Consider the following 25,507-nt stretch of genomic DNA (forward strand, 5'->3'; position numbering starts at 1 on the left):
ATAGAGTAAAACATTACATATGGAAAAGTTATTAAACGATTTTTCATTCGGTCTTTTTTTCTGGCAGATTTTAATTTTTGTAGGTCTAATCTTCTTATTAAGAAAGTTTGCTTGGAAACCTATATTAGATTCTGTTAATAATCGTGAAGAAGGAATTAAAAATGCATTAGAATCTGCAGAAGCTGCAAGAAAGGAAATGCAAAATCTTCAGGCAGATAATGAGCGTATTTTAAATGAAGCACGTGCTGAGCGTGATGCGATGTTAAAAGAAGCAAGACAGCTTAAAGAAAATATGATTACTGATGCTAAGTCAGAAGCTCAGGCAGAAGCTGATAAAATTGTTGCTCAGGCCCAAGCTACTATAGAAAGTGAAAAGAAAGCTGCACTAGCTGAATTAAAAAATCAGGTAGCTGGTCTTTCTGTGGAGATTGCAGAAAAAGTAGTAAGAAACGAATTATCAAACAAAGACAAGCAATTAGAATTGGTTGATTCTATGCTTGGTGATGTTACTTTAAATTAATAAGCAACATGAGTAGAGCAGCAATACGTTATGCTAAAGCAGTGTTGAGTTTAGCTCAGGACAAAAAGGCTACCGAAGACGTTCAGAAAGATATGCTAACTATCATCGATACTGTGGATAACAGTAAAGATTTGAAAATGCTTTTGAATAGTCCTTTAATAAAGAGTGAGGTGAAATTATCTTCTTTACGTGAAGTATTTAAGAATGCAGGGGATCTTACTCAAAAGCTTTTTGATGTGTTAATAGAAAATAAAAGAGTTGATTTGTTAGATAACGTAGCTAAGCAATATTCGATTTTATTTGATCAGTTAAAGAACACTCAGATCGCAAAAGTAACAACTGCAGTTCCTTTAAGTAAAGATTTGGAAGCAAAAGTACTTGCAAAAGTAAAGGAGTTGACAGGTAACGAAGCGACTATAGAAAATATCATCGATGAGAATATTATTGGTGGTTTTATTTTAAGAGTTGGAGACTTGCAGTATAATGCAAGTATTTTACATAAACTAACAAGTTTAAAAAGAGAATTGAGTAATTAATATTTAATTATTTCAATAATTTATATTTAATAATAAGGAAATGAGAATGTAGTCTCATTTTTACAAACTATTATAAAATGGCAGAAGTGAATCCTGCTGAAGTATCAGCAATATTAAAACAACAATTATCTGGTTTTGAAGCTACAGCTTCTTTAGAAGAAGTAGGTACAGTATTACAGGTTGGTGATGGTATCGCCAGAGTATACGGATTGTCTAACGCTCAGTATGGAGAATTAGTGGAATTCGATTCTGGATTAGAAGGAATTGTACTGAATCTTGAAGAAGATAATGTTGGGGTAGTACTTTTAGGAGCTTCAACAGAGGTAAAAGAAGGTGCAACTGTAAAACGTACACAAAGAATTGCTTCTATAAATGTAGGAGAAGGAATTGTTGGACGTGTAGTTGACACTTTGGGAAATCCAATTGATGGAAAAGGAGCTATTGATGGTGAAACTTTTGAGATGCCATTGGAGCGTAAAGCACCTGGTGTAGTTTTCCGTCAGCCAGTAAATGAGCCATTACAAACAGGTATCAAATCAATTGATGCGATGGTGCCAATCGGAAGAGGACAGCGTGAGTTGGTAATTGGTGACCGTCAAACAGGTAAAACAACAGTATGTATTGATACAATTCTTAATCAGAAAGAATTTTATGATGCTGGTGAGCCTGTTTACTGTATTTATGTTGCAATAGGACAAAAAGCATCTACTGTAGCGAATATTGCAAAAGTATTAGAAGATAAAGGAGCGTTAGCATACACAACAATTGTTGCTGCAAATGCTTCAGATCCTGCTCCAATGCAGGTATATGCTCCATTTGCTGGAGCGGCAATCGGTGAGTATTTCCGTGATACTGGTCGTCCTGCTTTGATCATCTATGATGATTTATCAAAACAAGCGGTAGCATATCGTGAGGTATCATTATTATTACGTCGTCCACCAGGTCGTGAAGCATATCCAGGGGATGTATTCTATCTTCACTCTAGATTATTAGAGCGTGCTGCAAAAGTTATTGCAGATGATGGTATCGCTAAAGATATGAATGATCTTCCAGATTCATTAAAGGATAAAGTTAAAGGTGGTGGTTCACTAACAGCGTTACCAATTATTGAAACGCAAGCAGGTGACGTTTCGGCGTATATTCCAACAAACGTAATCTCTATTACAGACGGTCAGATATTCTTAACTTCTGATTTATTTAACTCTGGTGTTCGTCCAGCAATTAACGTAGGTATTTCTGTATCTCGTGTAGGAGGATCGGCTCAGATTAAATCAATGAAGAAAGTAGCGGGTACATTAAAATTAGATCAAGCACAGTTCCGTGAATTAGAAGCATTCGCGAAGTTTGGTTCTGATTTAGATGCTGCTACCTTGAATGTAATTGAAAAAGGTAAGCGTAATGTTGAGATTCTAAAGCAAGGGCAAAATGATCCTTACACAGTGGAAGATCAAATTGCTATTATTTACGCTGGATCTAAGAACTTATTAAAGGATGTTCCTGTAAATAAGGTTAAAGAATTCGAAAGCGATTATATCGAGTATTTAAATGCTAAGCACAGAGATGCTTTGGATACTTTAAAAGCTGGAAAACTTACGGATGAAGTAACTGATGTATTACTTTCTGCTTGTAAAGAAATTTCAGCAAAATATAAATAATTCATAATTCTGAATTCAGAATTCATAATTATACAAGATGGCAAATTTAAAAGAATTACGTAGTAGAATTACCTCTGTATCTTCAACGATGCAAATTACCAGTGCTATGAAAATGGTATCTGCAGCAAAGTTGAATAAGGCACAGATGGCAATCACCGCTATGCGTCCTTATGCAGATAAACTTACTGAGTTATTACAAAGTTTAAGTGCTTCTTTAGAAGGAGATAGTAGCAGTGCATATTCTGAACAACGTGAAGTAAATAAAGTCTTAGTTGTAGCGATAGCTTCTAACCGTGGTTTGGCAGGAGCTTTTAACTCTAATATCATTAAAGCTTCTAAAGATTTGTACGAAAATGTATATGCGGGTAAGCAGGTAGATTTCGTAGCAATTGGAAAAAAGGTAAATGATATTGTATCTAAAACGCATACCGTTGTTTCCAATAAAAGTGAAGTTTTTGATGATCTTACTTTTGCCAACGTAGCAGATATTGCACAAGAGTTAATGGAAATGTTTACCAATGGTTCTTATGACAAGGTAGTTTTAGTATATAACAAGTTTAAAAACGCTGCTACTCAAATTGTAACAACAGAACAGTTTTTGCCAATCAAACCGATCGAAGGAGAGAGCAATAACAATGTGGATTACATTTTTGAGCCGTCAAAAGAAGAAATTGTAGAGCAATTAATTCCTAAGTCTCTTAAGACGCAATTGTATAAAGCAATACGTGACTCTTTTGCTTCAGAACATGGTGCGCGTATGACAGCCATGCATAAAGCAACAGACAATGCTACAGAATTAAGAGATAGCCTTAAATTACAATATAACAAGGCAAGACAGGCAGCAATTACTAATGAGATCCTTGAAATCGTTGGTGGAGCTGAAGCATTGAATAATTAAAAATAAATTTCTCAATAAGAAATTTAAAAATATAGAATTTTGGAAAAAACCTGACATGATTTTGTCAGGTTTTTTTATTTCCTGTGATTTCAAAAAAATATTCATAAAAGTGTGTTTTTTGGGGTAACATTTTCCCTGATTATGGTACTTACCATAAAGTACTAAACATTAATTTTAAAACCGCTTTTATGAGAAAAATTGTAAACCTTTTTTACCTATGTCTTATTGTTCTAATAGTATCATGTGGGGATGATGATGACGCTATTGGGAACCTTCCTCCGATGGAAGTGACGAATATTGAAGCTCAAGTCACCGAAGGAACTTTGGTGAGAATAAGCTGGAATGAATCTGAGGATATTAATAACGATGAGCTATCCTACGATGTAGTTGTTAACGGTCGAGTTGCAGCCGACAGAACTACAGATTTATCACTAATATATGATGTGTCAGACCTTATAGATGATAACTCAAAAAATTCACAAAAAGGATTAAGCTTAGAATTAACAATAAACATCAAAGCTTATGATACCAATGGAGGTGTTTCTGAAGAATCCGAAGTGAAACGAAATGTCTTTGTGAATAGAAATCCGGGAGAATTTGAATTTTCTACTATTAATTTTGATTTTTCAAACTACAATTGGTTAGAAGTAAGTTGGTATCCTGCTATTGACGAAGATGATGATATCTTGTCGTATGATGTCTATCTAAACGATTTAATTATCAAAGAGGATTATATTATTGGCTCTGATGATTATGATGGTTTGGGTTCTGTATACTATAATAATAACTACGCTCAGTATATTGATGAAGAAATTATTATTAAAGTTGTAGCAAATGATAGAGATGGTGGAATAACTGAGATTTCCAAAAGTTTTGATTTTAGAGGAACAGATGTTGAGCTAGGAACGCTTGCATTACCTTATAGTAATGCTTTAGATTATACTATTAATGAAGATGAAGTGGATAGAAAAATCGGATATGTTTTCGAAATAGATGAAAATATTGGATATGTAATTAGATCTGATGAGTATGCACAGCTTAGATTATCTGATGATCAAGGAAATTATATCGCTGGAAGCTCACAGAGAATTTCAGGAGAATCATTAAGTCCTGGAACATATTACCTCGAAGTAGGAGATTATTATAGCAATACTACCTTATCTGGTACGGTAACATTTATTCTAAAGGACCCTAAAGAATCAGACGTAAATCTTAATACACTATCGGTTCCTTATGAAGAAGTAATAAACTTTGATATACAAAATAATGAACCAGATAATAGAATTGGATATACTTTTGAGATCACTGAAGATACTGGTTTTTCAGTTTTCTCTGATATCGATGTTAGTTTTGAGCTTAAGGATGCGAATGGCTATTTTATAACCTCAGGATATAGAAGAGCTTCATTAGAAACTATTCAAGCAGGTACTTATTATTTAGAAGTATATCATTACTATTATAACAATGTAGAACCTGGCTCTTTTACTTTGGTTTTAAACGACCCAAATGAAACAGACATTGATTTAGGAGTATTAAACACACCATACAGTAATTCTACAGATTTTACAGTGGCTAGAAACGAGCCAGATGGTAAGATTAGACTCTTATTCGAGATTAATGAATCTGTTGGTTATTACTTCGATACGCAAATAGGAACATATATGAATTTGTACGATAGCAATAATAATTATATTAATAGTGGTTATCGTGATATCTATGGTGAGAATCTGAATCCAGGAACATACTATCTAGAAATTGAGAATCAGAATTATAATGATATTTCAGGAACAATCAGTATGATTCTTAGTAACTCTAACGAATCGGATGTGGATCTTGGTATTTTATCTACTCCTTATGATCAATCATTTGATTTTAACACAACAAACGAAGTGGATAGAAAAATCAGATATCAATTTACCGTAGAAGCTCAAGTGGCTTATGCTTTCCAAATTGTAAATGAAAGCTATGATGATTATATCTATTTATATGATAGTAACGGAAACTATTTGAATGGTAGCGATTATTATGAAATTAATGGATCTTTGGCTCCTGGCAGCTATTATGTAGAAGTAGCTGGCTATAGTAATCAAACAGGATCTGGAAGATTATTGTTTAACCTTCAATAGTTTTTTTATTAGAATACTAGCCCCTTACTTGAACAGTAAGGGGTTTTTTATTTTTTTTATGATAAAGACAATATGCATTGTTTATCTTTAGAGGAAAAAAGAAAAATGAAAAGATTTAAACTTTGTACGTTATTACTTATTTTACTAGGTATTGGCACTATAGATGCTCAGGAGTCAGAAACCTTATATGAAGCTGGTGATATAAAAATGGGAATTGCGGCTGTTCCACTTATGGATTTGAGTAATGGATTTAGTGGTGTTGCAGCTAGACCAAGTCTTTCTTATTATTTATCAGAACGTTTTGCTATAAATACTTCAGCTTTTGTATTACTACCACAGGATATTGAACAAGAAAATGGAAGAGATGCAGAGGTTCAGGCATATGGTTTTATACCTTCTTTTAGAAAGCATGCAATTAATAGTGGGAAATTTAGTTTTTATTTAGAGTCTGGTATTGGTCTTGGAGCGATTAGATATGAAGCAAATGATCCTGCAGATGTTGCAATAGAAGATAATAACGGAGGTTTGTTATTATTTACTGCTGGTGCCGGAATAAATTATAAATTTGCAAAATGTCTAGAGTTAGAATTTGGGCTTCCTTATATGTATGGACTTAATATTACAAATGGAGAAGATACCAAGTTGTTTTCTGGAGTGGCATTTAATCTTGGAATGAATTTTGTTTTCAATACCAGGGATATTAAAAGAATGAAAGAAAAACATCGAGAACGATTAAAAGAAAAATGGAACAAAGAATAAATTTGAAAAAACTGCTTACAAAGATTAGCCTTTTAGGAATTTTACTGACTTTTACACAGTGTGCAACAAGTCAAAAAATTGATAAAACAGCTCCTGTTGAATTAAGCTCTCCTTACTTTCAGAAATGGGTTTCTGGAGTTAGAGGTGGCGGATATGGCTTTATACTTTACTTTCCTGTTAAGAGTAAAACAGATATGGTTTTGAATACAGCTTATTTCAAGGGAAAAAAGGTAGAACTTCGTTTCGATGAAAACAAGTCTTTGTATAGTGGTAAATATAAGGATCCTCAAAGTGAAGAAAGAGATTTGATTATGAATGGGGATTCTAAAAAAGAATATGGTAATAAAGCTCCTCAAACAGAAGAAAAAATACCGTTTGCTCTTAAAGAAGGGGAATGTATTGTAGCCTATACTAAGGCCGGTAAAGAAGGGTACTTTAGATTAGATGAATTACCAGAAAAGGAATTGAAAGCATATCCAATGCAAGCAAGACCAAGGCAATAAAATCGTATTTTAGAGCCTTAATAATTTGCAATTGGGAATTTTTCAGAAACTTTTTAAACAAACTTTTATATATGGAATGGCAACAGTGCTTCCGCGCATGTTGTCATTTCTTTTAGTACCCTTATATACAAATCAACTCCCAACAGAAGAATACGGAAAGGTTTCCATTATTTTCTCATATTTTGTCCTATTTAATGTGATTCTTGCTTACGGAATGGAAACCGCTTTTTTTAGGTTTTTTAATAAGGAAAAGAACAAGGAAAATGTAATTAGCACATCGGCAATATCTATTGCCATTTCATCCATAGTATTTTTAATAATAGCGCTATTGCTAAAACATCAAATTGCTGCTTGGACTGATATCGATCTTAAGTATATCAACCTAGTTATTTGGATACTTCTATTAGATGCCTTAGTAATTATTCCTTTTTCTTGGTTACGGGCCAAAGAGCGTCCGATTAGATACGCTGTTGTTAAAATTACCAATGTGGCGATTAATTTTGGACTTAACATATTTTTCTTACTCTATCTTAAAGAACTTTCTTTTCATTTTTCAATATTTAATTGGATATGTAAAGATGATTATGAAATCAGCTATATTTTTATTTCAAATCTCATAGCCAGTGGTTTTGCATTAGTGGTATTGTTGCCATTTTATACTAAAATATCGTATCGTTTTGATATGGCATTGTGGAAAAAAATGATGAAATATGCCATGCCTATTCTTTTAGCGGGTATTGCATATTCTATAAATGAAACATTCGATAGAATTCTTTTGGATTTTTTATTACCAGAAGATGTAGCTGAACATATGGTTGGGGTATATTCTGCCTGCTATAAGCTGGCCTTGTTTATGACCTTGTTTTCTACGGCTTTTAGATTAGGAATAGAACCATTCTTTTTTAATTATGCGGCTAATAAAAATGCTCCCGAAACCTATGCCAAAATAACTAAGTACTTTGTAATCTTAGGGTCCTTTATATTTCTGTTTGTAATAGTTTTTGTTCATATTTTAAAAAGTCAGTTTTTAAGAGATCCGTCTTACTGGGAAGCAGTAAAGATTGTACCATTCATTTTATTGGCTAATTTTTGTTTAGGTATTTATCATAATCTTTCGGTTTGGTATAAAGTTACGGATAGAACCAAATTTGGAGCGTATATTTCTGTTTTCGGAGCGTTAATTACATTAGTCCTTAACTTTTTATTAATTCCAGAATACACGTACGTTGGTTCAGCTATTGCTACCTTAGCAGCTTATGGTACCATGATGATGATATCTTGGTATTTAGGAAGGAAATATTATCCGATCCCATATGATCTAAAAAAGATAGGAGGGTATATGATATTATCAATTAGTTTTTCGATAATTTCATTTTACGTATTTGATAGTAATTATATAATTTCTGTCCCGCTCTTACTCGTGTTTTTAGTAATTTTGTATGCTTCGGAAAAAAATGAAATAAAGCAATTATTAAAAAGATAACAACGCTTATAGAAGTGTAAAAAAATAGATATGCAAATAAATATCATCAACAAATCATCTCATAAATTACCTCATTACGAGACCATAGCTTCTGCTGGAATGGATTTGAGAGCTAATATAATTGAGCCTATCACGCTTAAGCCTTTAGAAAGGACAATTGTTAAGACAGGATTATTTATAGAGCTTCCTGTAGGTTTTGAAGCTCAAGTGCGCCCAAGAAGTGGGTTAGCAGCTAAAAAAGGAATCACAGTATTAAACGCACCTGGAACTATAGACGCAGATTATAGAGGTGAAATAGGAGTGATTTTGGTAAACCTATCCAATGAAGATTTTGTAATAGAAAATGGAGAGCGAGTGGCGCAGTTAGTAATTGCAAAACATGAGAGAGCCGAGTGGAATGAAGTAAATGAATTATCCGAAACTACTAGGGGAGAAGGTGGTTTTGGAAGCACGGGAGTTAAATAATCAACCAATCAAAAAATACGTAAATAATGAAAATTATTGTGCCAATGGCAGGAAGAGGCTCTAGATTAAGACCTCATACATTAACTGTTCCTAAACCTTTAATCCCTGTAGCAGGAAAACCAATAGTACATCGATTAGTTTCGGATATAGCAAAAGTGTTGGGAGAACCCGTAGACGAAATAGCTTTCGTATTAGGAGATCCTGCTTTTTTTGGAGATGATGTTGTTAAAAGTTTGACAGCACTGGCAGAAGAATTAGGAGCAAAGGCTTCGATATATAGGCAAGATCAACCGTTAGGAACAGGTCATGCTATTATGTGTGCAAAAGATTCTTTATCAGGTCCAGCAGTAGTTGCTTATGCAGATACATTAATACGAGCAGATTTTAATCTGGATAAAGATGCAGATGCGGTAATTTGGGTAAAACAAGTAGATCAACCAGAAGCATATGGAGTTGTTAAACTAAATGAGAAGAAAGAAATTGTAGAATTAGTAGAAAAGCCAAAAGAGTTTGTTTCGGATTTAGCGGTGATAGGAATCTATTATTTTAAGGATATTGGAGTGCTAAAAAATGAATTACAACACGTATTAGATAATAATATTATTAATGGTGGAGAATATCAGATCAATGATGGAATTAAACGAATGATGGCTGATGGTAAGGTTTTTGTTACAGGTCAGGTAGATGAATGGATGGATTGTGGAAACAAAAATGTTACTGTAGAAACCAATACTAGAATGCTAGGTTTTTTGGAAAAAGATGGCGAAAATTTGGTAAGTAGTGATGTTATTTTAGAAAATGCTTTTATCATACCTCCTTGTTGTATTGGTAAAGGTGTTACCATTGCAAATGGATCGGTAGGGCCTAACGTTTCTATTGGTGATGGTTGTACCATCGAAAATAGTGAAATTAAAAATAGCTTAATACAGAACCAAACTGTCATAAAAAATGCTAACTTAGACAATGCTATGATTGGTAATCACGTTTATTATGATGGTAAATATACTACGATTAGCATTGGTGACTATTCTACATTAGAATAATTTGAATGATTAAACTATATCGACATATCGGATTGAGCATTGTATTCGCTATTGCCATGGCGAACAATGCTGTTTCCCAAGAAATAGAATCACTTAAAAAGATAGAGATTTTAGATGACTTGGGAGACGTGTCAGATGTGTTCAGAGAAAGTTTTTTTGAAGCCTTAAAACAAAGGGCAATTACAAATTATGAAAAAGCAATTGATGCATTGGACAGGTGTATAGAAGCAAATCCAAAACCAGTTGTTTTATATTATGAGTTAGGAAGTAATTATTTAGGGTTAAAGCAATACGATAAAGCAGCAGATAATTTTAAAAAAGTATTAGAAGAAAGACCAAACGACAGGTATGTGTTAGAGTTACTTTTCGAGGTGTATTTTACGCAGAGAAAATACACAGAATCAGTGGAAGTAGTCGAAAAATTAGTTGATTTTGATACTATGTATAAAGAACAACTAGCAAATCTTTACTTTTTAGAATCTAGATATGATGATGCGTTACGAGTAGTGGATGAGTTGATAGAGGAACTTGGATTAGATGCTTATCGGGACAAATTGCGAAAGAAAATATCTTTAAAAATTAGTAATCCTAATTCACAGATAACAAGATTACAAGAAAAGATTGCAACGAATCCAAAAGAAGAACAAAATTACTTGAATCTAATTTATCTCTATAGTCAGGATAATCAAGTGGAAAAAGCATTTGGTACGGCTCAATTACTTTTAGAACAACGGCCAAAATCGGAACTGGCCCATCTAGCACTGTATAAGTTCTATTTGGATGATCAAATGCCTGATGAAGCTATTAAATCAATGAAGATCGTTTTATCAAGCGATAAAGTTGATGAAGAATCAAAGTATAAGGTGATCAATGATTTTCTGATTTATGTGGATAAAAATCCGGTATATGAGGCCAAATTGGTTGAAGTAACCAAGGTTTTTTCTGAGGATACAGGGAATAGTAAAGTGTTTACAGAGATTGGAAACTATTTCTTCGATAAGGATCGAAAGGAGTTGGCATTAAACTATTACGAAAGAGGGATTAAAGATAACGCCAGTAACTTTGGAATTTTAAGAAAAATGTTGTTGTTGCAATTAGATCTTAAGAGATATGAAAAAGCAAAAGCAGGAAGTGAATTAGCTATAGAATTATATCCATCACAACCCATCCTTTATTTAGTAAGTGGTGTTTCTCTGATAAATTTAAATGATTACGAAGAAGCAATCGATATTTTAAGTATTGGGATGGATTATATTATAGATGATTTCAAAATGGAATCGGATTTTTATGATCAAATTGGAGAGGCCTATCTGAAGATGGGTAATGAAACCAAAGCCAAAGAGTATAAAGACCGATCAATTCAACTTAAAAAAAAATCTTAGAGAATAATGAATAGACTATTTTATCTATTATGCTTTTCTATGGTTATATTAACTTCTTGTAAAGGAACAAAAGCGGTTTCTGGAACTTCTATTAAGAAATTAAAAGCAGATAAGATTATTTCCAATCATTATTCTAATGATTTTAATTTTTCCACACTTAATGCTAGGGTTAAAGTTAGATATAATGATGGGAAACAGTCATTTAGCCCTAATGTAACCATACGCCTAGAGAAAGACAAGAAGATATGGGTAAGCGCTAAGCTTTTAGGGATTACTCTGGCCAAAGCATTAATTACTCCAGAGAAAGTGAGCTATTACGAAAAGGTGAATAACACTTTTTTTGAAGGTGATTTTAAACTCTTAAGCGATTGGCTAGGGACGGATCTGGACTATCAAAAAGTACAGCAATTATTATTGGGTCAGGCGTTATTCGATTTAAAAGATGAAAAATATACTTCTTCTATAGAAAATCAAAAATATAGATTACAACCTAAAAAGGAACTAGAACTGTTTGAACGGTTATTCATTCTAAATCCTGATAATTTTAAAATGTCTTCGCAGCAGCTCAGGCAACCGTTGGAAAACCGGAATTTACTGATTAATTATAAAAGTTATCAAAAAGTAGGAAACCAAGACTTTCCAAAAGAAATTCATATCATGGCTACCGAAGGAATTGCGAAAACCATCATTGAAATTGAATATCGAAGCGTAGATTACAATGCGAAAGTAAGTTTTCCGTTTAAAATACCATCAGGATACGAGGAAGTAACTATAGAATGAGGTTAAAACAGTTGATATATATTATTGGAGCACTATTGATAAGTGTTTCATCTTTTTCCCAAAGCACAAAACAGCAGCAGTTAGAGGAGCAACGACGTCGTCTTAAAGCGCAAATCGAAGAAATGAAAGCGCTACTTGCGGATACTAAGCTCAAAGAAAGATCTGTGTTAGATGAAGTAGAGACCCTAAATTCTCAAATAAGTACAAGGCAAAATCTTATAAAAATTACAAATCAACAGGCTAACCTTCTTACCAGAGAGATTAATGCGAATCTCAAGAAAATGGGGTCTTATCGGGATGAATTGAAAGTCTTAAAAGAGGATTATGCGAAGATGATTATAAAATCTTATAAAAGTAAGTCTCAGAACAGTAAGATCATGTTTTTATTGTCTTCTACGGACTTTATGCAGGCTTATAAGCGATTGCAATATATGAAACAGTATAATGAACATCGTAAGGAACAAGCCGAACAAATACAAACAAGAACAGAAGAGCTTCAGACCTTAAATAAAACCTTACTAGAACGAAAGAAGAACAAGGAACAGCTAATTACAGAAAATAGAGATGCTCAAGAACAGCTTAAAGAAGAAAAAAAGCAGCAGCAGAGCTTAATGGCAACTATTCGTAAAAAGGAAGGGACCTATAAAAAAGAAATAAAGAAAAAGCAAGAACAAGCTAGTGCTATCGATAGAGCGATTGAAAAACTAATACGCGAAGCAATAGCAAAGGCGAATAAAAAAGCGGGTAAGAAGGCTTCCAAAAAGGGTTCGGCAACAACATTCGCGCTAACTCCTGAAGATAAAAAGCTTGCAGATAATTTTACTGCGAATAAAGGAAAGTTTCCTTGGCCAGTTGGTACAGGAAAACTTACCAAGAAATATGGGCGCCAACCACATCCTACACTTCCAAATATTCAGATAAATAGCAGTGGAGTTGAGTTAGAAACCAGACCAGGAGAAAAAGCAAGAGCAATTTTTCAAGGAGAGGTAATGGCGATTCAACAACTTAAAAACGCAGGGAAGCTGGTACATGTAAGACATGGTAATTATATTACTGTTTATTACAACTTAGAGAATATTTCTGTAAAGGAAGGTCAAAAAATTTCTACAAAACAAAGTATTGGTGAGGTACGTGTGAATCCCAGAACAGGTCGGGCAATTATGAAATTTTTGATTTTTAAGGACACAAAAAAATTAAATCCTCAATCCTGGATTTATAAAATGTAATAACACCATGGAAATAATCATTGTTTCGATTGTGGCTTTTTTAGTTTCAATCCTAACCTTCTTTTCTGGTTTTGGATTAGGAACGATACTTACACCAGTTTTGATGATTTTCTTTCCGGTAGAAATTGCCATCGCTTTGACTGGGATAGTACATTTTTTCAATAATGTATTTAAGTTGTTTTTGGTAGGAAAGAATGCCAATAAGTCCGTTTTAGTACGTTTTGGAATACCCGCAGTAATAGCAGCATTTTTAGGAGCTTGGGTATTGCTTCGAATTCCCGATGTAAAACCTCTTTTTATATATACACTATTTGGCAATACATTTGAAGTATATCCTGTAAAATTTGTGATTTCCATCTTGCTCATCATTTTTGCTAGTATGGATTTAGTTCCCTTTTTCTCTAAGTTAAAATTTGGTGAGGAGAAATTGCCATTAGGAGGTTTTCTCAGTGGGTTTTTTGGAGGTCTTTCTGGCAATCAAGGTGCTTTGCGAACTGCGTTTCTTATCAAAGCAGGTCTCTCCAAAGAAGCCTTCATAGGAACTGCTGTAGTAGTTTCTACTTTTGTAGATTTTACCAGATTAAGTGTATACGCCACTAATGTATCACAATCTGGTATCGGTGATAACATTCAATTAGTCGTTTGTGCTACAGTATCTGCCATTGCTGGTGCTTTTCTAGGGAATAAACTACTTAAAAAAGTCACTTTAAAATTCCTGCAGGTTGTAGTAGCAATTATGCTAATCTTAATTTCGGTAGCTTTAGGCGCTGGCTTTCTTTAAAGTTTAGATAAATAAAGCTTTTAACTCAGTAGCATCATCAGGTTTCATCTTGCCCGCAAGAACTAAACTAAGCTGTTTACGACGTAGTGCCGCATCGTAACGTTGTTGTTCTAATTCCGTTTCAGGTTTGATGGGAGGGATAGGTACAGGAGCCCCACTTTCATTTACAGCTACAAAAGTATATATCGCTTCATTAGCCTTCGTTTTATCACCACTTTGTCTATCTTCTATCCAAACATCAATAACGACTTCCATAGACGATTTAAAAGCACGAGAAACTTTTGCTTCCACCGTTACCACACTTCCTAGTGGGATAGCTTTACTAAAAGCGACGTGATTTACAGATGCAGTGACTACGATTCTTCTAGAATGTCTTCCTGCGGCGATACCTGCAGCGCGATCCATACGAGCTAGTAATTCTCCTCCAAATAGATTATTTAAAGGATTCGTTTCTCCTGGTAAAACAAGATCAGTTAATACAGTTCGAGATTCTGAAGGGTATCTAGCTTCCATGAAATTTGGTAATTTTTGACAAAGATAGCTAGGTAAGATTAACTTATGGTTATATCGATCTATAAAACTAATACTTTGAGATCCTATAAGGATTGACAAAATTTCAAAGTTTTTCTAAAAATAAATGTACTTTATAAAAATAATCCGGTATTCAATCGCTATATATGCAATGGATTATTAGGAAAAGTGAAAACTAAAGAAAAATTATAAGTCTTGAACAAGCAACCAGGCACGGCGATCTTCCTGTTTTTTGATGTTTCGAAGGGCTTTTAATGCCTCTAAACGATTTTCGAAGCTATAATACACTACTTGATGAAGACCATACTTGTTTACACCGATCAAACGAGCATCAAAACCTTTTGATTTTAACTTGTTTACCTTTTTAGTAGCATTGGCCTTTATTCTATATGCACCAGCAACAATATGATATTTTGATGAAGAACTCGAAGTAGTTTCTTTAGCAATTAAATCTTTAACGTCAGTATCTTCTTCAGCTTTTGTAATATTTAAATTAATAGCAGGTAGTGGACTAGCAATTTCGAAAGTAGCTTCTTGAATTCTATTTTCAATCTCCTTTTCAGCATTAACAATAACACGATCATTTTCTAAATTGGTCTGGGTGTTAACCTGCTGTAACGCTAAAGAACCGATAACTGCACCAAAAACTAAAATAGCGGCGTATTTTAAATATGGGCGTTGACGTCTTTTTTCTGGTGTAAACGCAATAGGAGTAGTTTCTTCAATAGCTTCAACTTGCTCTTTATAAGTTTCTCTTACAACCTCAATAGTTGATGTTTCAGGAAGCGCAGCCTTGATTTTCTCTTCTCTAATAATCGAAGGAGATATGAAAGAATTTAAACCAAAAGCTTCTGCCAGATAATTTGTTTCTTGTGAAGGCTCAAATTGAACCGTATTTTCTACAGAAGTGTAAAAAGAACCGATTCCTTCTAAATCAATACGATTACCAGCGGACATTTTATCGTTTAACCATAAAACATAACGCTGAATTTTTGCTACAGCATCTGTATAGGATATGTTTTCGGCTGTAGCCATATAATTAGCTAAAAGACCGTCATTATTTCGTAATTGGCTATTAAAAGAAATTATTTTTTGAGGAGGAAAAAAAGCATGAGTAGCTTCTTGTATCATAGCAGGTTGACGCTTTGTTAAAAACGCACCAAAACCTGGTAAGATCACACATTCGTATCTATATAATAATTCACTTATGTATTTTGCCGTATTATTCATTATCCCCTCTCGTAAATGCTATCTATTTATTTTTGATAAATCCTATTCCGAAATTATTAGGAATTGAATCTTCAAAATTTGGTTGTTTTTGAGTATATCAAAATTAAAAAAAATAGACGTTACTAATAAGTAGAAGCTTTGATTTTATTAACATTTTTGATTTTTTTCGTTTCTTGTACTGACTTATAATAAATTAGATGACCGAAGAAAAAATTATTGCCTTATTAACGCTTAAGAAAACACCTAATCTTGGAGATAGTTCGATTAAAAAATTGATTAGAGAGATCGGTTCCGCTGAAGAAGTACTGAAAGAAAAGCGAACTAATTTGTTGAAGATTGATGGTATTGGAAGTGTAAAAATTAAGGAGATAAACAATAAAGAAAATAGAATAGCCGCAGAGAATGAATTACAGTTTATGCTGGATAATGACATTCGATACACCGCTTATGATGAAATTGAATATCCGGAAAAACTGAAGTATTGTTTAGATGGACCAGTAGTGCTTTTTAGCAGAGGTACTATTGATATTAACAATAGAAAAATTATCAGTATTGTCGGAACAAGAAAGGTGACAAGTTATGGAGTTCGTTTTTGTGAGGAGTTAATTGAAACACTCGTTCCGTTAAATCCAGTAATTATATCTGGTTTTGCTTATGGTGTGGATATTACAGCTCATAAGGCAGCGGTAAAGCATGGTTTACAAACAATAGGTTGCCTAGCTCATGGATTAAATCAGATATATCCCAAAGCACATAAAAAGTATGTGAAGCAAGTTGAAGAAAACGGTGGTTTTTATACTGATTTTTGGAGCACAGATACCTTTGACAGAAAGAATTTCTTAGGTCGTAATCGGGTGATAGCGGGTGTAAGTGAAGCTACTATTGTGATCGAAAGTGCTAATAAAGGCGGTTCTTTGGTAACAGCAGAAATTGCTAATTCTTATAATAGAGATGTTTTTGCAGTACCAGGACGAGCGGGAGATCCATTAAGTGAAGGATGTAATACGCTTATTAAAACACAAAGAGCGCATATGTTAACCAGTGCTGCGGATTTAATTTATATGCTTAATTGGGAATTAGAAGAGAAAGTACAACCAGCTATACAAAGACAATTGTTTGTAGAACTAGAGGAAGATGAAAAGAAAATATATAATCTCTTAAAAAATAATGGGAAAGAGCTATTGGATGTGATTGCGTTACAGTGTGAAATTCCAACGTTTAAAGTAGCTTCTACCTTGTTAAATATGGAACTTAAAGGAGTAATCAGACCATTGCCAGGAAAATTGTTTGAAGCTGTTTGATTAAAATAACAAGAAATGAAGAAAAAATTAAGAGTAAATAAATCGACGATTCTTTATTCTTTGAGATTGATTTGTAGATACTTTGTTGCATTGATGATGTTTTCGTATGCTTCTGCAAAAATCTGGGGAACTCAGTTTTCTTCGGATTTGAGTATAGGAGAGAGTACAGTTGATAGTCTTAATGGATTTAGATTAACTTGGTACTTTTATGGATTTTCTAAAACATATGGAATGCTAATAGCTGCAGCCCAGATTATTGCAGCAATTCTATTGTTATTTAGGAAAACTGTCAGGATGGGAACAGTACTTTTATTGTCATTTATGGTTAATATCCTAATGTTGGATATTTTCTATGGAATAGATGCGGCAACACCGATGGCAATGCTATTAACTGCAATGGGAATATTTCTTTTACTAAGTGATTGGAGGGCTTTTAAGGCCTATTTTCTGAAAGAGGAATTAGAAGTTAATGCCTATAAAGAAGAGCTTCCTAAAAAACTTACAAGAATTCATTGGTTTAAATATATTTTAATCCCGATAATGTTTTTGACTATGTTTTTTGGGATATATGCATTAAAAGAAAACTTCATGAAAAAGAATGAATTTTTTGGAGAATGGAAAGTTGAGCATTCTTGGTCAACTCATAAGATCGACAAAATATATTTTGAATTAAATGATAAACTGGTAGTGGTTGATACACTGGGAAATGTATATAGAGGTAAAATAAATAAAGAAGAGAATGAAATAAACTTAAAGGCAACTCATTATTCTAAATCTCTAAACAATTTTATCAAAAGAAATACTAAGGTTGAAAACAGTAAGGAAGAGAGAAGTAGATTAACCAAACTGTTCCATAAATATAACAATACCGAACGTTTCAAGATGAATTTGACGTATCAATTTATTGAAGATACACTTTACATAAAAAATAGGGATATGAAACTAAAACTGGTTAAAGTCCATTAATTCATTTCCAAAATTCTTCGAACTACGGGAAGTATTTCTTCTACCCATAAACGATATTGATTGGCACTTGGATGTAAATTATCTGGGGCCAAAGCACCTTCAGAATCACCAAGGTTTCTAGAAATTGAAGTAACATCTATAAAGGGTATTTCCTGAGCCTCGCATTGCTGTTGAATGTATGTATTATAGATATCTATTTCTTCTGCAATGATATCGCTATTATTAGATCCAAAAGGAGTTACTCCATAATCTGGTATAGATACAACAAAAACCTTTTTTTCATTTTCATTGGCTAATGATATAGCTTTATCTATTAGCAGATTAAATTCTGATTCAAATACGGAAAAATCTATTCCTTGGAACTGATTATTCACTCCGATAAGCAGAGAAACAATATCATAATTTTCTGGATCTTGTGTTTCTAAGGCAGAGAGTAAATTGCGAGTCGTCCATCCAGTTTGTGCAATGACCTTTACCTCTTCAATTTGTTGGGTTTCTGAGGTAGTAACATTTTGTAACTGAAAAGGCCAACTTTCACTTTCCGTAACTCCTTGTCCAATAGTATAAGAATCTCCGAGTGCTAAAAAAGAAAATTTCTTGATTTCTTCAGGTTGCTCTTCTTCCTCTATCATCATCTGCAAAGTTTCATCAGAGGAACAACTAAAAATAAGCATGAACAGTAACAATAGGAGAATATATTTATTCATAGAGAATTACTTTTTATTAAAGTTACCAATTCTCGGACTCTTTTAGGAATGTTTAAAATTTTATTTACTTATGAGTACTAGAATAAATGGAACCATGTAGAATAGTATATATGAAAAAAATACTGAGAAAAACGCCGCTACAAATATCTCAAATCGTTCGCCTTTTTTCTGAAATATCAAAAAATTAATAATGATGAGATAAAGAAAAACAAACGGATCATAAACTACTGGTAATCTGAAAGGGATAAAAGTGAGAATCCCTAATAAAGTAGCGTGACCATGGATAAAGCAATTCATAGCTAGATGTTCTAAAAAACTAAACTTCTTAAAAAACAATCTCGAAAAAATACTAAGAAACAAAATGTTAAGTAACCAAAAGAATTTTGTGTAGGTACCAATAATTTTACCTGCTTCGTAACTATTATTGTACATTGCTCCTTTAAATTTCTCCAAGTCCACTTCTTGTACCCAGTGCATTTCGAACTGAGATGTGATTAACAAATACAAGGAGGTAGCAATTAACGCATAACTTACAGGGTTAAGTACATTTTTCCTTTTACCCAATAAATAATTGAAAACAGTTTTTTTAGGATGTAGGGTAAGATGTTTGAGATTAAACAACATTCCTTTGTCAATATCCATAAATCTGGAAAGGAAATCATTAATCAAGAAAGGTAATGTAATTTTATCTACAGTTCCTTTTTGTCCACAGTGTGGGCAAAAGTTACCTTCATATTCTGTTCCACAGTTTAAACAACGAATCAATTTTACCTTTTTTATTTTAAAAATTCAATTAAATAATCCCAGCGCACACTTTTAAACGCAATACTTTTTTTACAGATTGTGCTATTTGTTTCTTGTAAGCTGGATCTTGTTTCATAGCTGCAATAATAGCATTTATAGTAGCATTTTCATTTTGTGGCATTAATATTAAATCACATCCTGCCTTAGAGGCCAATAGTGGAGCATTGTCTAAAATAGTAACGGCTTTCATAATATTCAACGCATCAGAAATAATAACCCCTTTAAAACCCATTTCTTCTTTAAGCAATCCTGTAATTATTTTTCGGGAACAGCTAGACGGTAAACCGTCTGTTCCGTATTTTTCATTATTTTGAATAGTAATATGGGCAATCATAATTGATAATACACCATCTTCTATGATCTTTTTGTAATTGGCAACTTCCTGTAATGGACCATCGATATAAACGCTTTGCTTATGAGTGTCGCCCTTCACTAAACCATGACCAGGAAAATGCTTAGCAGTAGCAATAATTCCACCTTCTTGTGTGCATTTAATAAATTGATTGGCTAAAGTGATAACAGAATCTTTATTGCTACCATAACTTCTGGATTTTATGGCTTCATTACTAGCACTAATATCCAAAACAGGAGCATAATTGTGATGCACACCAATGGCTCTAAGTTCGGTATTAATAGTATTTACAACCTTGTCCGATTGTGCTTCAGTTTTAATATCTATCGTTTTTCCAACATCTTTTGCTCCTTTTATTCTGCTAGCAAACAAACTTGGTTCTGCATCCATGCTAAATAACAGTGGAATTGATTTGTTTTTAGTAGAAATTGCATTTAAGGTGTTTATACTTTCGGTATGTGTTTTCTTACTTCCTTTTAGAAACACGACACCTCCTATCGAATTACTTTCGGCAAGTTTCTTAACTTTTGCCATAGGTTTGCCTAATTCTCCTGCCGAAGAAATAATCATTTGCGCTACCTGTTGTCGCTGCGAAAGAGAGCGGTATATAGAATCTACTTTATACTCTAATTCAGAATTATAAGAATAGAAGTCTTGTAGACTAAACTTTTTAGATTGGGCATTTGTTGTATTAAAAAATAATGTAGAAAAAAAGAGTAGGATAAGATATCGCATAGTATAAGTTTGGGTTGTGATTAAAATTCAATAGGAACGTCTGTGAGTTGTCCCCATTCTGTCCAGGAACCGTCATAAATCCATAGATTAGTATACCCAGCTAATTGAGCAGCCAGCAAAATGATACAGGCAGTAATTCCGGAACCGCAGCTAAAAATGAGTTTTTTATTGGCAATATCAAAACCATCAAATATGTTTTTAAGTTGCTCAACTGGAAGCATTTTTTCTTGCTCAAGAACTTTGGTGTACGGTAGGTTTAGGGAATTGGGAATATGACCGCCTTTAAGATCAGATCTTGGTTCTGGTTCTATACCTAAATACCTTCCGGAAGAACGCGCATCCAATATCAATGTATCTGGATCGTTCATTTCAGATAGGATTTCTTTTGCGTTAACGGTACATTTGGAACGATCGTTTATTTCGAAATCTCCGATGTTAAACACAGTGTTAGTTGTCTTGTTTTCAGTGGGTAGTTGATTTTTGTTCCATTCTGGGAAACCACCATTTAAAACTGCAACATTCGTGTGACCCATTCTAGAAAACATCCACCAAGCTCTTGGGCTAGAGTAGATACCAATTGTATCATAAATGATGATTTTAGAATTAGCATTGATGCCTAGTTCTTGACAATTTTTTTCAAAAACTTCTGCAGATGGAAGCATATTTGGCAAATGAGAAGCTTGATCAGAAAAAGACTTTTTTATATCAAAGAATCTGGTTCCTGGTATCTGGAGATCTTGTGTCAAAGATTCTTTGGATGAAGTTACTTTTTTAATACTTGCATCCAGAATTACCAAATCAGGATGGTCTAAATGTTCATGTAACCATTCTACAGATACTATGAGTCCAGGAAGTTGTAATGTTTCCATACGTTAAGGTTGAAACTTATCTAATAATTTGTTGGTTTGTTGATGTAGTTTTTTCTTAAAGAAATTGGTACCACCTAACAATTTTCCTTTCCATCCGATAGCTTGTGATGCCCAACGATGCAGATTAAAATCATCAGTATGTTTTACGATTTTACCGTCTTTAAATTCAAATTTAGCATCTATGCTATTATGAACTTTTCTGCCTGTTTGACTAAAGGTATACCATGCTTCCCAATGTGCAGATCCACTTTCGTTATCAACTTGAATATTAGAAAATTCCACTTTTAGATCTTTACCATTCTTGCATAGCATTTGCCACATTTTTTTGGCGCGATCTCCATGAAGTTGTCCAAAACCAGGATCTTCAAAAACAATGTCAGGGTGATAACAAGATACCATCATATCAGCATTTTGCTGACTTAAACCAGTATAAAAAGTTTCAATAAGTTCTTTATAGTCTGCCATTGTTTCTTTAATTTGGTTAATCCAGTTTTTCGGCTAATTTCTTAAATACTTTTTTGGGATTCTTATTCTCATATAAGATTCCATGTACAGCATCAATGATTGGTGTTCGAGTATTTTTATTAGCATCCAGTTCATAGGCGGTTTTTGCAGCATAATATCCTTCGGCAACCATATTCATTTCCATTTGGGCACTTTTTACCGTATAGCCTTTTCCAATCATATTTCCGAACATTCGATTACGAGAAAAAATGGAGTAACCAGTTACTAACAAATCCCCTAAATAAGCAGAATCATTGATATTCCGCTTCATTTTGTGAACCTTTTTAATAAATCGCTTCATTTCGCGAATCGCGTTACTCATTAAAACACTCTGAAAATTATCACCATAACCTAATCCATGTGCAATACCTGCAGCAACAGAATAAATATTTTTAAGAACTGCTGCATATTCAGTACCAATAATATCATCACTAACTTTGCATTTGATATATTCACTACTTAGGTTTTTCGCAACAATTTTTGCTTTTTCCTCGTCGTTAGAAGCGATTGTTAAATAAGAAAGTCTTTCTAGTGCTACCTCTTCGGCATGACAAGGTCCTGTAATAACTCCAATATCATCAAATGGGATTTGATATTTATCATGAAAATGTTCTCCTACAATTAATCCAGATTCAGGAACAATTCCTTTAATAGCAGAAAATATGACTTTGCCTTCCAGTGAAACTGTTAGTTTTTGTAATTCTGTATGTAAAAATGCAGAAGGAATAGCAAAAATCAAGTAATCAGCATATGCTACTGCTTCATTTATATCATTGGTAAGTTTAAGTTGATCCAGTTTGAATTCTACAGAACTAAGGTAATTTGGATTGTGTTGTTGGCGTTTTAGATGTTCTAATGCATATACACTTCGCATATACCAACCAACCTGAGGTAAGTTCTCAGTAAGCATTTTTACAATAGCAGTAGCCCAACTACCACCACCGATCACAGCAAATTTTAAATCTTTATCCATGTAAAATGATTGTGAGTTCAAAAATAAGGAAAATACAAGTCAAATTAAATATCTGATAATCAATTACCTGTGTTTTTGGCACATGTTTTGGTTCTGTTATTATAGAATTGAAAAAGACATAGCTTATGAAGACTTTAAAATTACTTTCGGTTTTTATGTTAGGTTCCATCCTTCTAACTTCTTGTGTAGCAGAAGTAGTGGTAGAGGAAGATGTTTTTATAGAAGAGCCTACAATCTCATTAAATCAGTTACTTAATTCTTATGAAATCTGGTATGTAGATATAGAGCGTACACAAGGTAATGGAGAAATCCCGTTTCTTCAAAAGGCATTTACAGTGTCATTTAAAAATGGAACTTTTTATGCTAATAATAACTTGGTAGGTATAGGAAGTAATGGGAATGGTTTTGGATTAGATGTAGGATTTTATAACACTTTTGGTATGGAGGTAGATGTTAGTCATGATATTGATGGAACTTATAGCCTTGATGTAATACAATTGTCAAATAATGAAATACGATTGTATGATGGTGTAACCAATACGAGTTATTATCTCATCGGATATCAGAGAAGCACTTTTGATTACGATAAAGTGTTTTATGATAACATTCACTACTTTTTACATGAGTATACCGTATGGGAAAAGGTCTATACAAGTGAAATTGGGGCTTTGAATGAGTTTGATAATGAAAATTATTTGCAGTTTTTATACTATGGTTCTGGGGATAACTTTAGAAGTTCAGAAGATGTTAATGTGTCTAATATCAACGATATATACTATGATTACAATGGATATTATGCTGTAGATGATGTGCCTAATAATTTCTATATGAAAAATTTAACACTTGATTACGATTATTTGGGCAATGAATATTTCGAATTAACCGTTATAAATGATAGTAGAATAGAATTATTACACCCTTCTTCTGGTACAATTTATGAATTTGTTGGTAGAGGATATCTACAATTTAAATCTTCTAAGGATGGTAAGCCATCGCAGAATGATAAAAAAAGATTAAAGAAAGCTGATTTTATGAAGCTTACAAAATAGAAAAGTCGCACTAGACGATATAAATTTTTTTGGTTGGTTATTTAGTTGGAAATCGCTCTACAAGAGAAATCTTGTCTGGGCGATTTCTTTTTTGTGAGAAAGTATTTTACAATAGCAAAATGCGTAATCGAACTAATCCCGATGTAAATCGGGATCCAATTAGTTTCTAATTCTTTACAAATAGAGGTTATTTCCCCAGTTTTACTATTTAATTTAGATTTTGTAATTAACTGATAATAAGAACTCAATTTGGATAAAATGAGGTTCTATTTTGATGGTAAATTGTGGAAAAGAAACAATATTTCCTAAATTTAAAATTCAACAAGTTAAATTATTTAGGTATGCTTAAGAAAATTTTAGACATTGATAACAGTAAAAAACTGAGTAAAACTGCACAAAAAGCAATACAAGGAGGAGGTTTTCCTTTTTTTGATGAATGTTGTGCTTGTGTCTTTAGACCTGCGAATAGACCGTTCCCTATTTTGATTACACAATCTTGTTCTGACCCTTGTCCGATAGACGGAAGTACCGAATATGAAGATACAGGATGCTAAAACTCACAAAGCGAACTTCGGTTCGCTTTTTTTATACCAGAGATGGTATTACATAATAGATTTTCTGGTTTTAGAAAAGATATGCCATCATTTCCGTAATTTTATAATCAAAATTTATTGAAATATGGCAATTCAAAAACCTTTTAATCTTACCCAATGGATAGAAGAAAACCGTAATCTTTTAAAACCTCCTGTAGGCAATAAGAATCTTTACAAAGATGCAGGTGATTATATTGTAATGATTGTTGCTGGGCCAAATGCTAGAAAAGACTATCACTATAACGAAACTGAGGAACTGTTTTACCAGTTAGAAGGAGAAATAGAAGTTCATATACAAGAGGAGGGTAAGAAGAAAACAATGAAATTAGGACCAGGAGATATGTATTTGCACCCCGCTAAAGTTCCGCACTCTCCAGTTAGGCATAAAGACTCAATAGGTCTTGTTATAGAAAGGAAAAGAGCCGACTTAGAAGCAGAAGACGGGTTATTATGGTTCTGTGATAATTGTAATAATAAGTTACACGAGGTATATTTTAAACTAAATAATATTGAGAAGGATTTCTTAAAACATTTTAAAGATTTCTATGGTAGTAAATCGCTAAGAACCTGTAATAAATGTGGTACTGAGATGGCAGTAGATAAAAGATTTGTCGCTGATTAAGTAAGATCAATTTAGCTTAAAAAAGTTTATGAAAATGTGATTTTGGTTTTTTTGAAGATGTTTTTATGAGATTTTGTTTAAAATTAACAATATATCAAGTCAAAATTTAATATA

General features: G+C 33.2%; 27 protein-coding genes. 19 read left to right on the plus strand and 8 right to left on the minus strand.

Annotated features, from left to right (window positions below):
* Positions 1–19: 19 nt before the first annotated feature.
* The 14 genes from ACWNT5_RS20910 to ACWNT5_RS20975 all read left to right on the plus strand — a co-directional run bounded on the left by ACWNT5_RS20910 (position 20) and on the right by ACWNT5_RS20975 (position 14,157).
* Entirely contained in the window at positions 20–520 is a 501-nt protein-coding gene (locus ACWNT5_RS20910) for a F0F1 ATP synthase subunit B (RefSeq protein WP_299608969.1), read from the plus strand.
* A gap of 8 nt (positions 521–528) precedes the next feature.
* Positions 529–1,056: an ATP synthase F1 subunit delta gene (gene atpH / locus ACWNT5_RS20915; protein WP_299608966.1), complete on the plus strand. Its 528-nt coding sequence runs from the start codon at positions 529–531 to the stop codon at positions 1,054–1,056.
* 77 nt (positions 1,057–1,133) lie between these two features.
* On the plus strand, positions 1,134–2,711 hold the full coding sequence (gene atpA, locus ACWNT5_RS20920; protein WP_299608963.1) for a F0F1 ATP synthase subunit alpha: 1,578 nt from the start codon (positions 1,134–1,136) through the stop codon (positions 2,709–2,711).
* 37 nt (positions 2,712–2,748) lie between these two features.
* Entirely contained in the window at positions 2,749–3,609 is an 861-nt protein-coding gene (gene atpG / locus ACWNT5_RS20925) for an ATP synthase F1 subunit gamma (RefSeq protein ID WP_299608960.1), read from the plus strand.
* 188 nt (positions 3,610–3,797) lie between these two features.
* Positions 3,798–5,735: a hypothetical protein gene (locus tag ACWNT5_RS20930; RefSeq protein ID WP_456518468.1), complete on the plus strand. Its 1,938-nt coding sequence runs from the start codon at positions 3,798–3,800 to the stop codon at positions 5,733–5,735.
* A gap of 105 nt (positions 5,736–5,840) precedes the next feature.
* The gene (locus ACWNT5_RS20935; RefSeq protein WP_299608955.1) at positions 5,841–6,494 is read left to right on the plus strand and encodes a hypothetical protein; all 654 of its coding nucleotides are present in this window, start codon (positions 5,841–5,843) and stop codon (positions 6,492–6,494) included.
* Positions 6,495–6,496: 2 nt separating this feature from the next.
* Positions 6,497–6,997 (plus strand): hypothetical protein, encoded by a 501-nt coding sequence (locus tag ACWNT5_RS20940; RefSeq protein ID WP_456518469.1) that lies wholly within the window; start codon positions 6,497–6,499, stop codon positions 6,995–6,997.
* A gap of 31 nt (positions 6,998–7,028) precedes the next feature.
* Entirely contained in the window at positions 7,029–8,480 is a 1,452-nt protein-coding gene (locus ACWNT5_RS20945) for a lipopolysaccharide biosynthesis protein (protein ID WP_456518470.1), read from the plus strand.
* A gap of 30 nt (positions 8,481–8,510) precedes the next feature.
* Positions 8,511–8,945 (plus strand): dUTP diphosphatase, encoded by a 435-nt coding sequence (dut, locus tag ACWNT5_RS20950; RefSeq protein WP_456518471.1) that lies wholly within the window; start codon positions 8,511–8,513, stop codon positions 8,943–8,945.
* Positions 8,946–8,971: 26 nt separating this feature from the next.
* Positions 8,972–9,988, plus strand: a complete 1,017-nt coding sequence (locus ACWNT5_RS20955; protein WP_456518472.1) for a sugar phosphate nucleotidyltransferase — start codon at positions 8,972–8,974, stop codon at positions 9,986–9,988.
* Between the two features lie 5 nt (positions 9,989–9,993).
* Positions 9,994–11,370, plus strand: coding sequence for a tetratricopeptide repeat protein (locus ACWNT5_RS20960; RefSeq protein ID WP_456518473.1), 1,377 nt, complete (start codon positions 9,994–9,996; stop codon positions 11,368–11,370).
* 6 nt (positions 11,371–11,376) lie between these two features.
* Entirely contained in the window at positions 11,377–12,150 is a 774-nt protein-coding gene (locus ACWNT5_RS20965; protein WP_456518474.1) for a DUF4292 domain-containing protein, read from the plus strand.
* The gene (locus ACWNT5_RS20970; protein WP_299900544.1) at positions 12,147–13,376 is read left to right on the plus strand and encodes a murein hydrolase activator EnvC family protein; all 1,230 of its coding nucleotides are present in this window, start codon (positions 12,147–12,149) and stop codon (positions 13,374–13,376) included. The genes ACWNT5_RS20965 and ACWNT5_RS20970 overlap by 4 nt, the downstream gene beginning before the upstream one ends.
* 7 nt (positions 13,377–13,383) lie before the next feature.
* Positions 13,384–14,157, plus strand: a complete 774-nt coding sequence (locus tag ACWNT5_RS20975; protein ID WP_456518475.1) for a TSUP family transporter — start codon at positions 13,384–13,386, stop codon at positions 14,155–14,157.
* Between the two features lie 3 nt (positions 14,158–14,160).
* Here the strand turns inward: ACWNT5_RS20975 and ACWNT5_RS20980 are convergent, their stop codons facing one another.
* Both ACWNT5_RS20980 and ACWNT5_RS20985 read right to left on the minus strand, forming a co-directional pair.
* A complete protein-coding gene (locus tag ACWNT5_RS20980; protein ID WP_456518476.1) occupies positions 14,161–14,670 on the minus strand; it encodes an acyl-CoA thioesterase in 510 nt (169 codons plus the stop codon).
* A gap of 204 nt (positions 14,671–14,874) precedes the next feature.
* The gene (locus ACWNT5_RS20985) at positions 14,875–15,918 is read right to left on the minus strand and encodes an HU domain-containing protein (protein ID WP_456518477.1); all 1,044 of its coding nucleotides are present in this window, start codon (positions 15,916–15,918) and stop codon (positions 14,875–14,877) included.
* 197 nt (positions 15,919–16,115) lie between these two features.
* Here ACWNT5_RS20985 and dprA point away from each other — a divergent pair, with 197 nt between their 5' ends.
* Together dprA and ACWNT5_RS20995 are read left to right on the plus strand one after the other, a co-directional pair.
* Positions 16,116–17,219 carry a DNA-processing protein DprA gene (dprA, locus tag ACWNT5_RS20990; protein ID WP_299900558.1) on the plus strand — a complete coding sequence of 368 codons (1,104 nt, stop codon included), beginning with the start codon at positions 16,116–16,118 and terminating at the stop codon, positions 17,217–17,219.
* Positions 17,220–17,234: 15 nt separating this feature from the next.
* The gene (locus ACWNT5_RS20995) at positions 17,235–18,185 is read left to right on the plus strand and encodes a hypothetical protein (RefSeq protein WP_456518478.1); all 951 of its coding nucleotides are present in this window, start codon (positions 17,235–17,237) and stop codon (positions 18,183–18,185) included.
* On the opposite strand, the gene ACWNT5_RS21000 is transcribed toward ACWNT5_RS20995, so the two are convergent.
* From ACWNT5_RS21000 to ACWNT5_RS21025, 6 genes are read right to left on the minus strand one after another with little or no spacing between them, the layout of a single operon-like run.
* Positions 18,182–18,892, minus strand: a complete 711-nt coding sequence (locus ACWNT5_RS21000; RefSeq protein WP_456518479.1) for an SGNH/GDSL hydrolase family protein — start codon at positions 18,890–18,892, stop codon at positions 18,182–18,184. The two genes, ACWNT5_RS20995 and ACWNT5_RS21000, sit on opposite strands and share 4 nt — an antisense overlap.
* Before the next feature lie 60 nt (positions 18,893–18,952).
* Entirely contained in the window at positions 18,953–19,657 is a 705-nt protein-coding gene (locus ACWNT5_RS21005; RefSeq protein ID WP_456518480.1) for a hypothetical protein, read from the minus strand.
* A gap of 28 nt (positions 19,658–19,685) precedes the next feature.
* The gene (locus ACWNT5_RS21010; RefSeq protein ID WP_456518481.1) at positions 19,686–20,783 is read right to left on the minus strand and encodes a glycoside hydrolase family 3 N-terminal domain-containing protein; all 1,098 of its coding nucleotides are present in this window, start codon (positions 20,781–20,783) and stop codon (positions 19,686–19,688) included.
* 20 nt (positions 20,784–20,803) lie between these two features.
* The gene (locus tag ACWNT5_RS21015) at positions 20,804–21,652 is read right to left on the minus strand and encodes a sulfurtransferase (protein WP_456518482.1); all 849 of its coding nucleotides are present in this window, start codon (positions 21,650–21,652) and stop codon (positions 20,804–20,806) included.
* Between the two features lie 3 nt (positions 21,653–21,655).
* Positions 21,656–22,117, minus strand: coding sequence for a nuclear transport factor 2 family protein (locus ACWNT5_RS21020; RefSeq protein ID WP_299900572.1), 462 nt, complete (start codon positions 22,115–22,117; stop codon positions 21,656–21,658).
* A gap of 16 nt (positions 22,118–22,133) precedes the next feature.
* Entirely contained in the window at positions 22,134–23,129 is a 996-nt protein-coding gene (locus ACWNT5_RS21025; protein WP_299900575.1) for an NAD(P)H-dependent glycerol-3-phosphate dehydrogenase, read from the minus strand.
* A gap of 125 nt (positions 23,130–23,254) precedes the next feature.
* On the opposite strand from ACWNT5_RS21025, the gene ACWNT5_RS21030 reads away from it, so the two are divergent.
* The 3 genes from ACWNT5_RS21030 to ACWNT5_RS21040 all read left to right on the plus strand — a co-directional run bounded on the left by ACWNT5_RS21030 (position 23,255) and on the right by ACWNT5_RS21040 (position 25,393).
* Entirely contained in the window at positions 23,255–24,178 is a 924-nt protein-coding gene (locus ACWNT5_RS21030; protein ID WP_299900577.1) for a nicotinic acid mononucleotide adenyltransferase, read from the plus strand.
* 341 nt (positions 24,179–24,519) lie between these two features.
* The gene (locus ACWNT5_RS21035) at positions 24,520–24,732 is read left to right on the plus strand and encodes a hypothetical protein (RefSeq protein WP_456518483.1); all 213 of its coding nucleotides are present in this window, start codon (positions 24,520–24,522) and stop codon (positions 24,730–24,732) included.
* Between the two features lie 124 nt (positions 24,733–24,856).
* On the plus strand, positions 24,857–25,393 hold the full coding sequence (locus ACWNT5_RS21040) for a 3-hydroxyanthranilate 3,4-dioxygenase (protein ID WP_456518484.1): 537 nt from the start codon (positions 24,857–24,859) through the stop codon (positions 25,391–25,393).
* Positions 25,394–25,507: the final 114 nt, after the last annotated feature.

It is taken from the genome of Aquimarina sp. 433 (genome assembly GCF_054054605.1).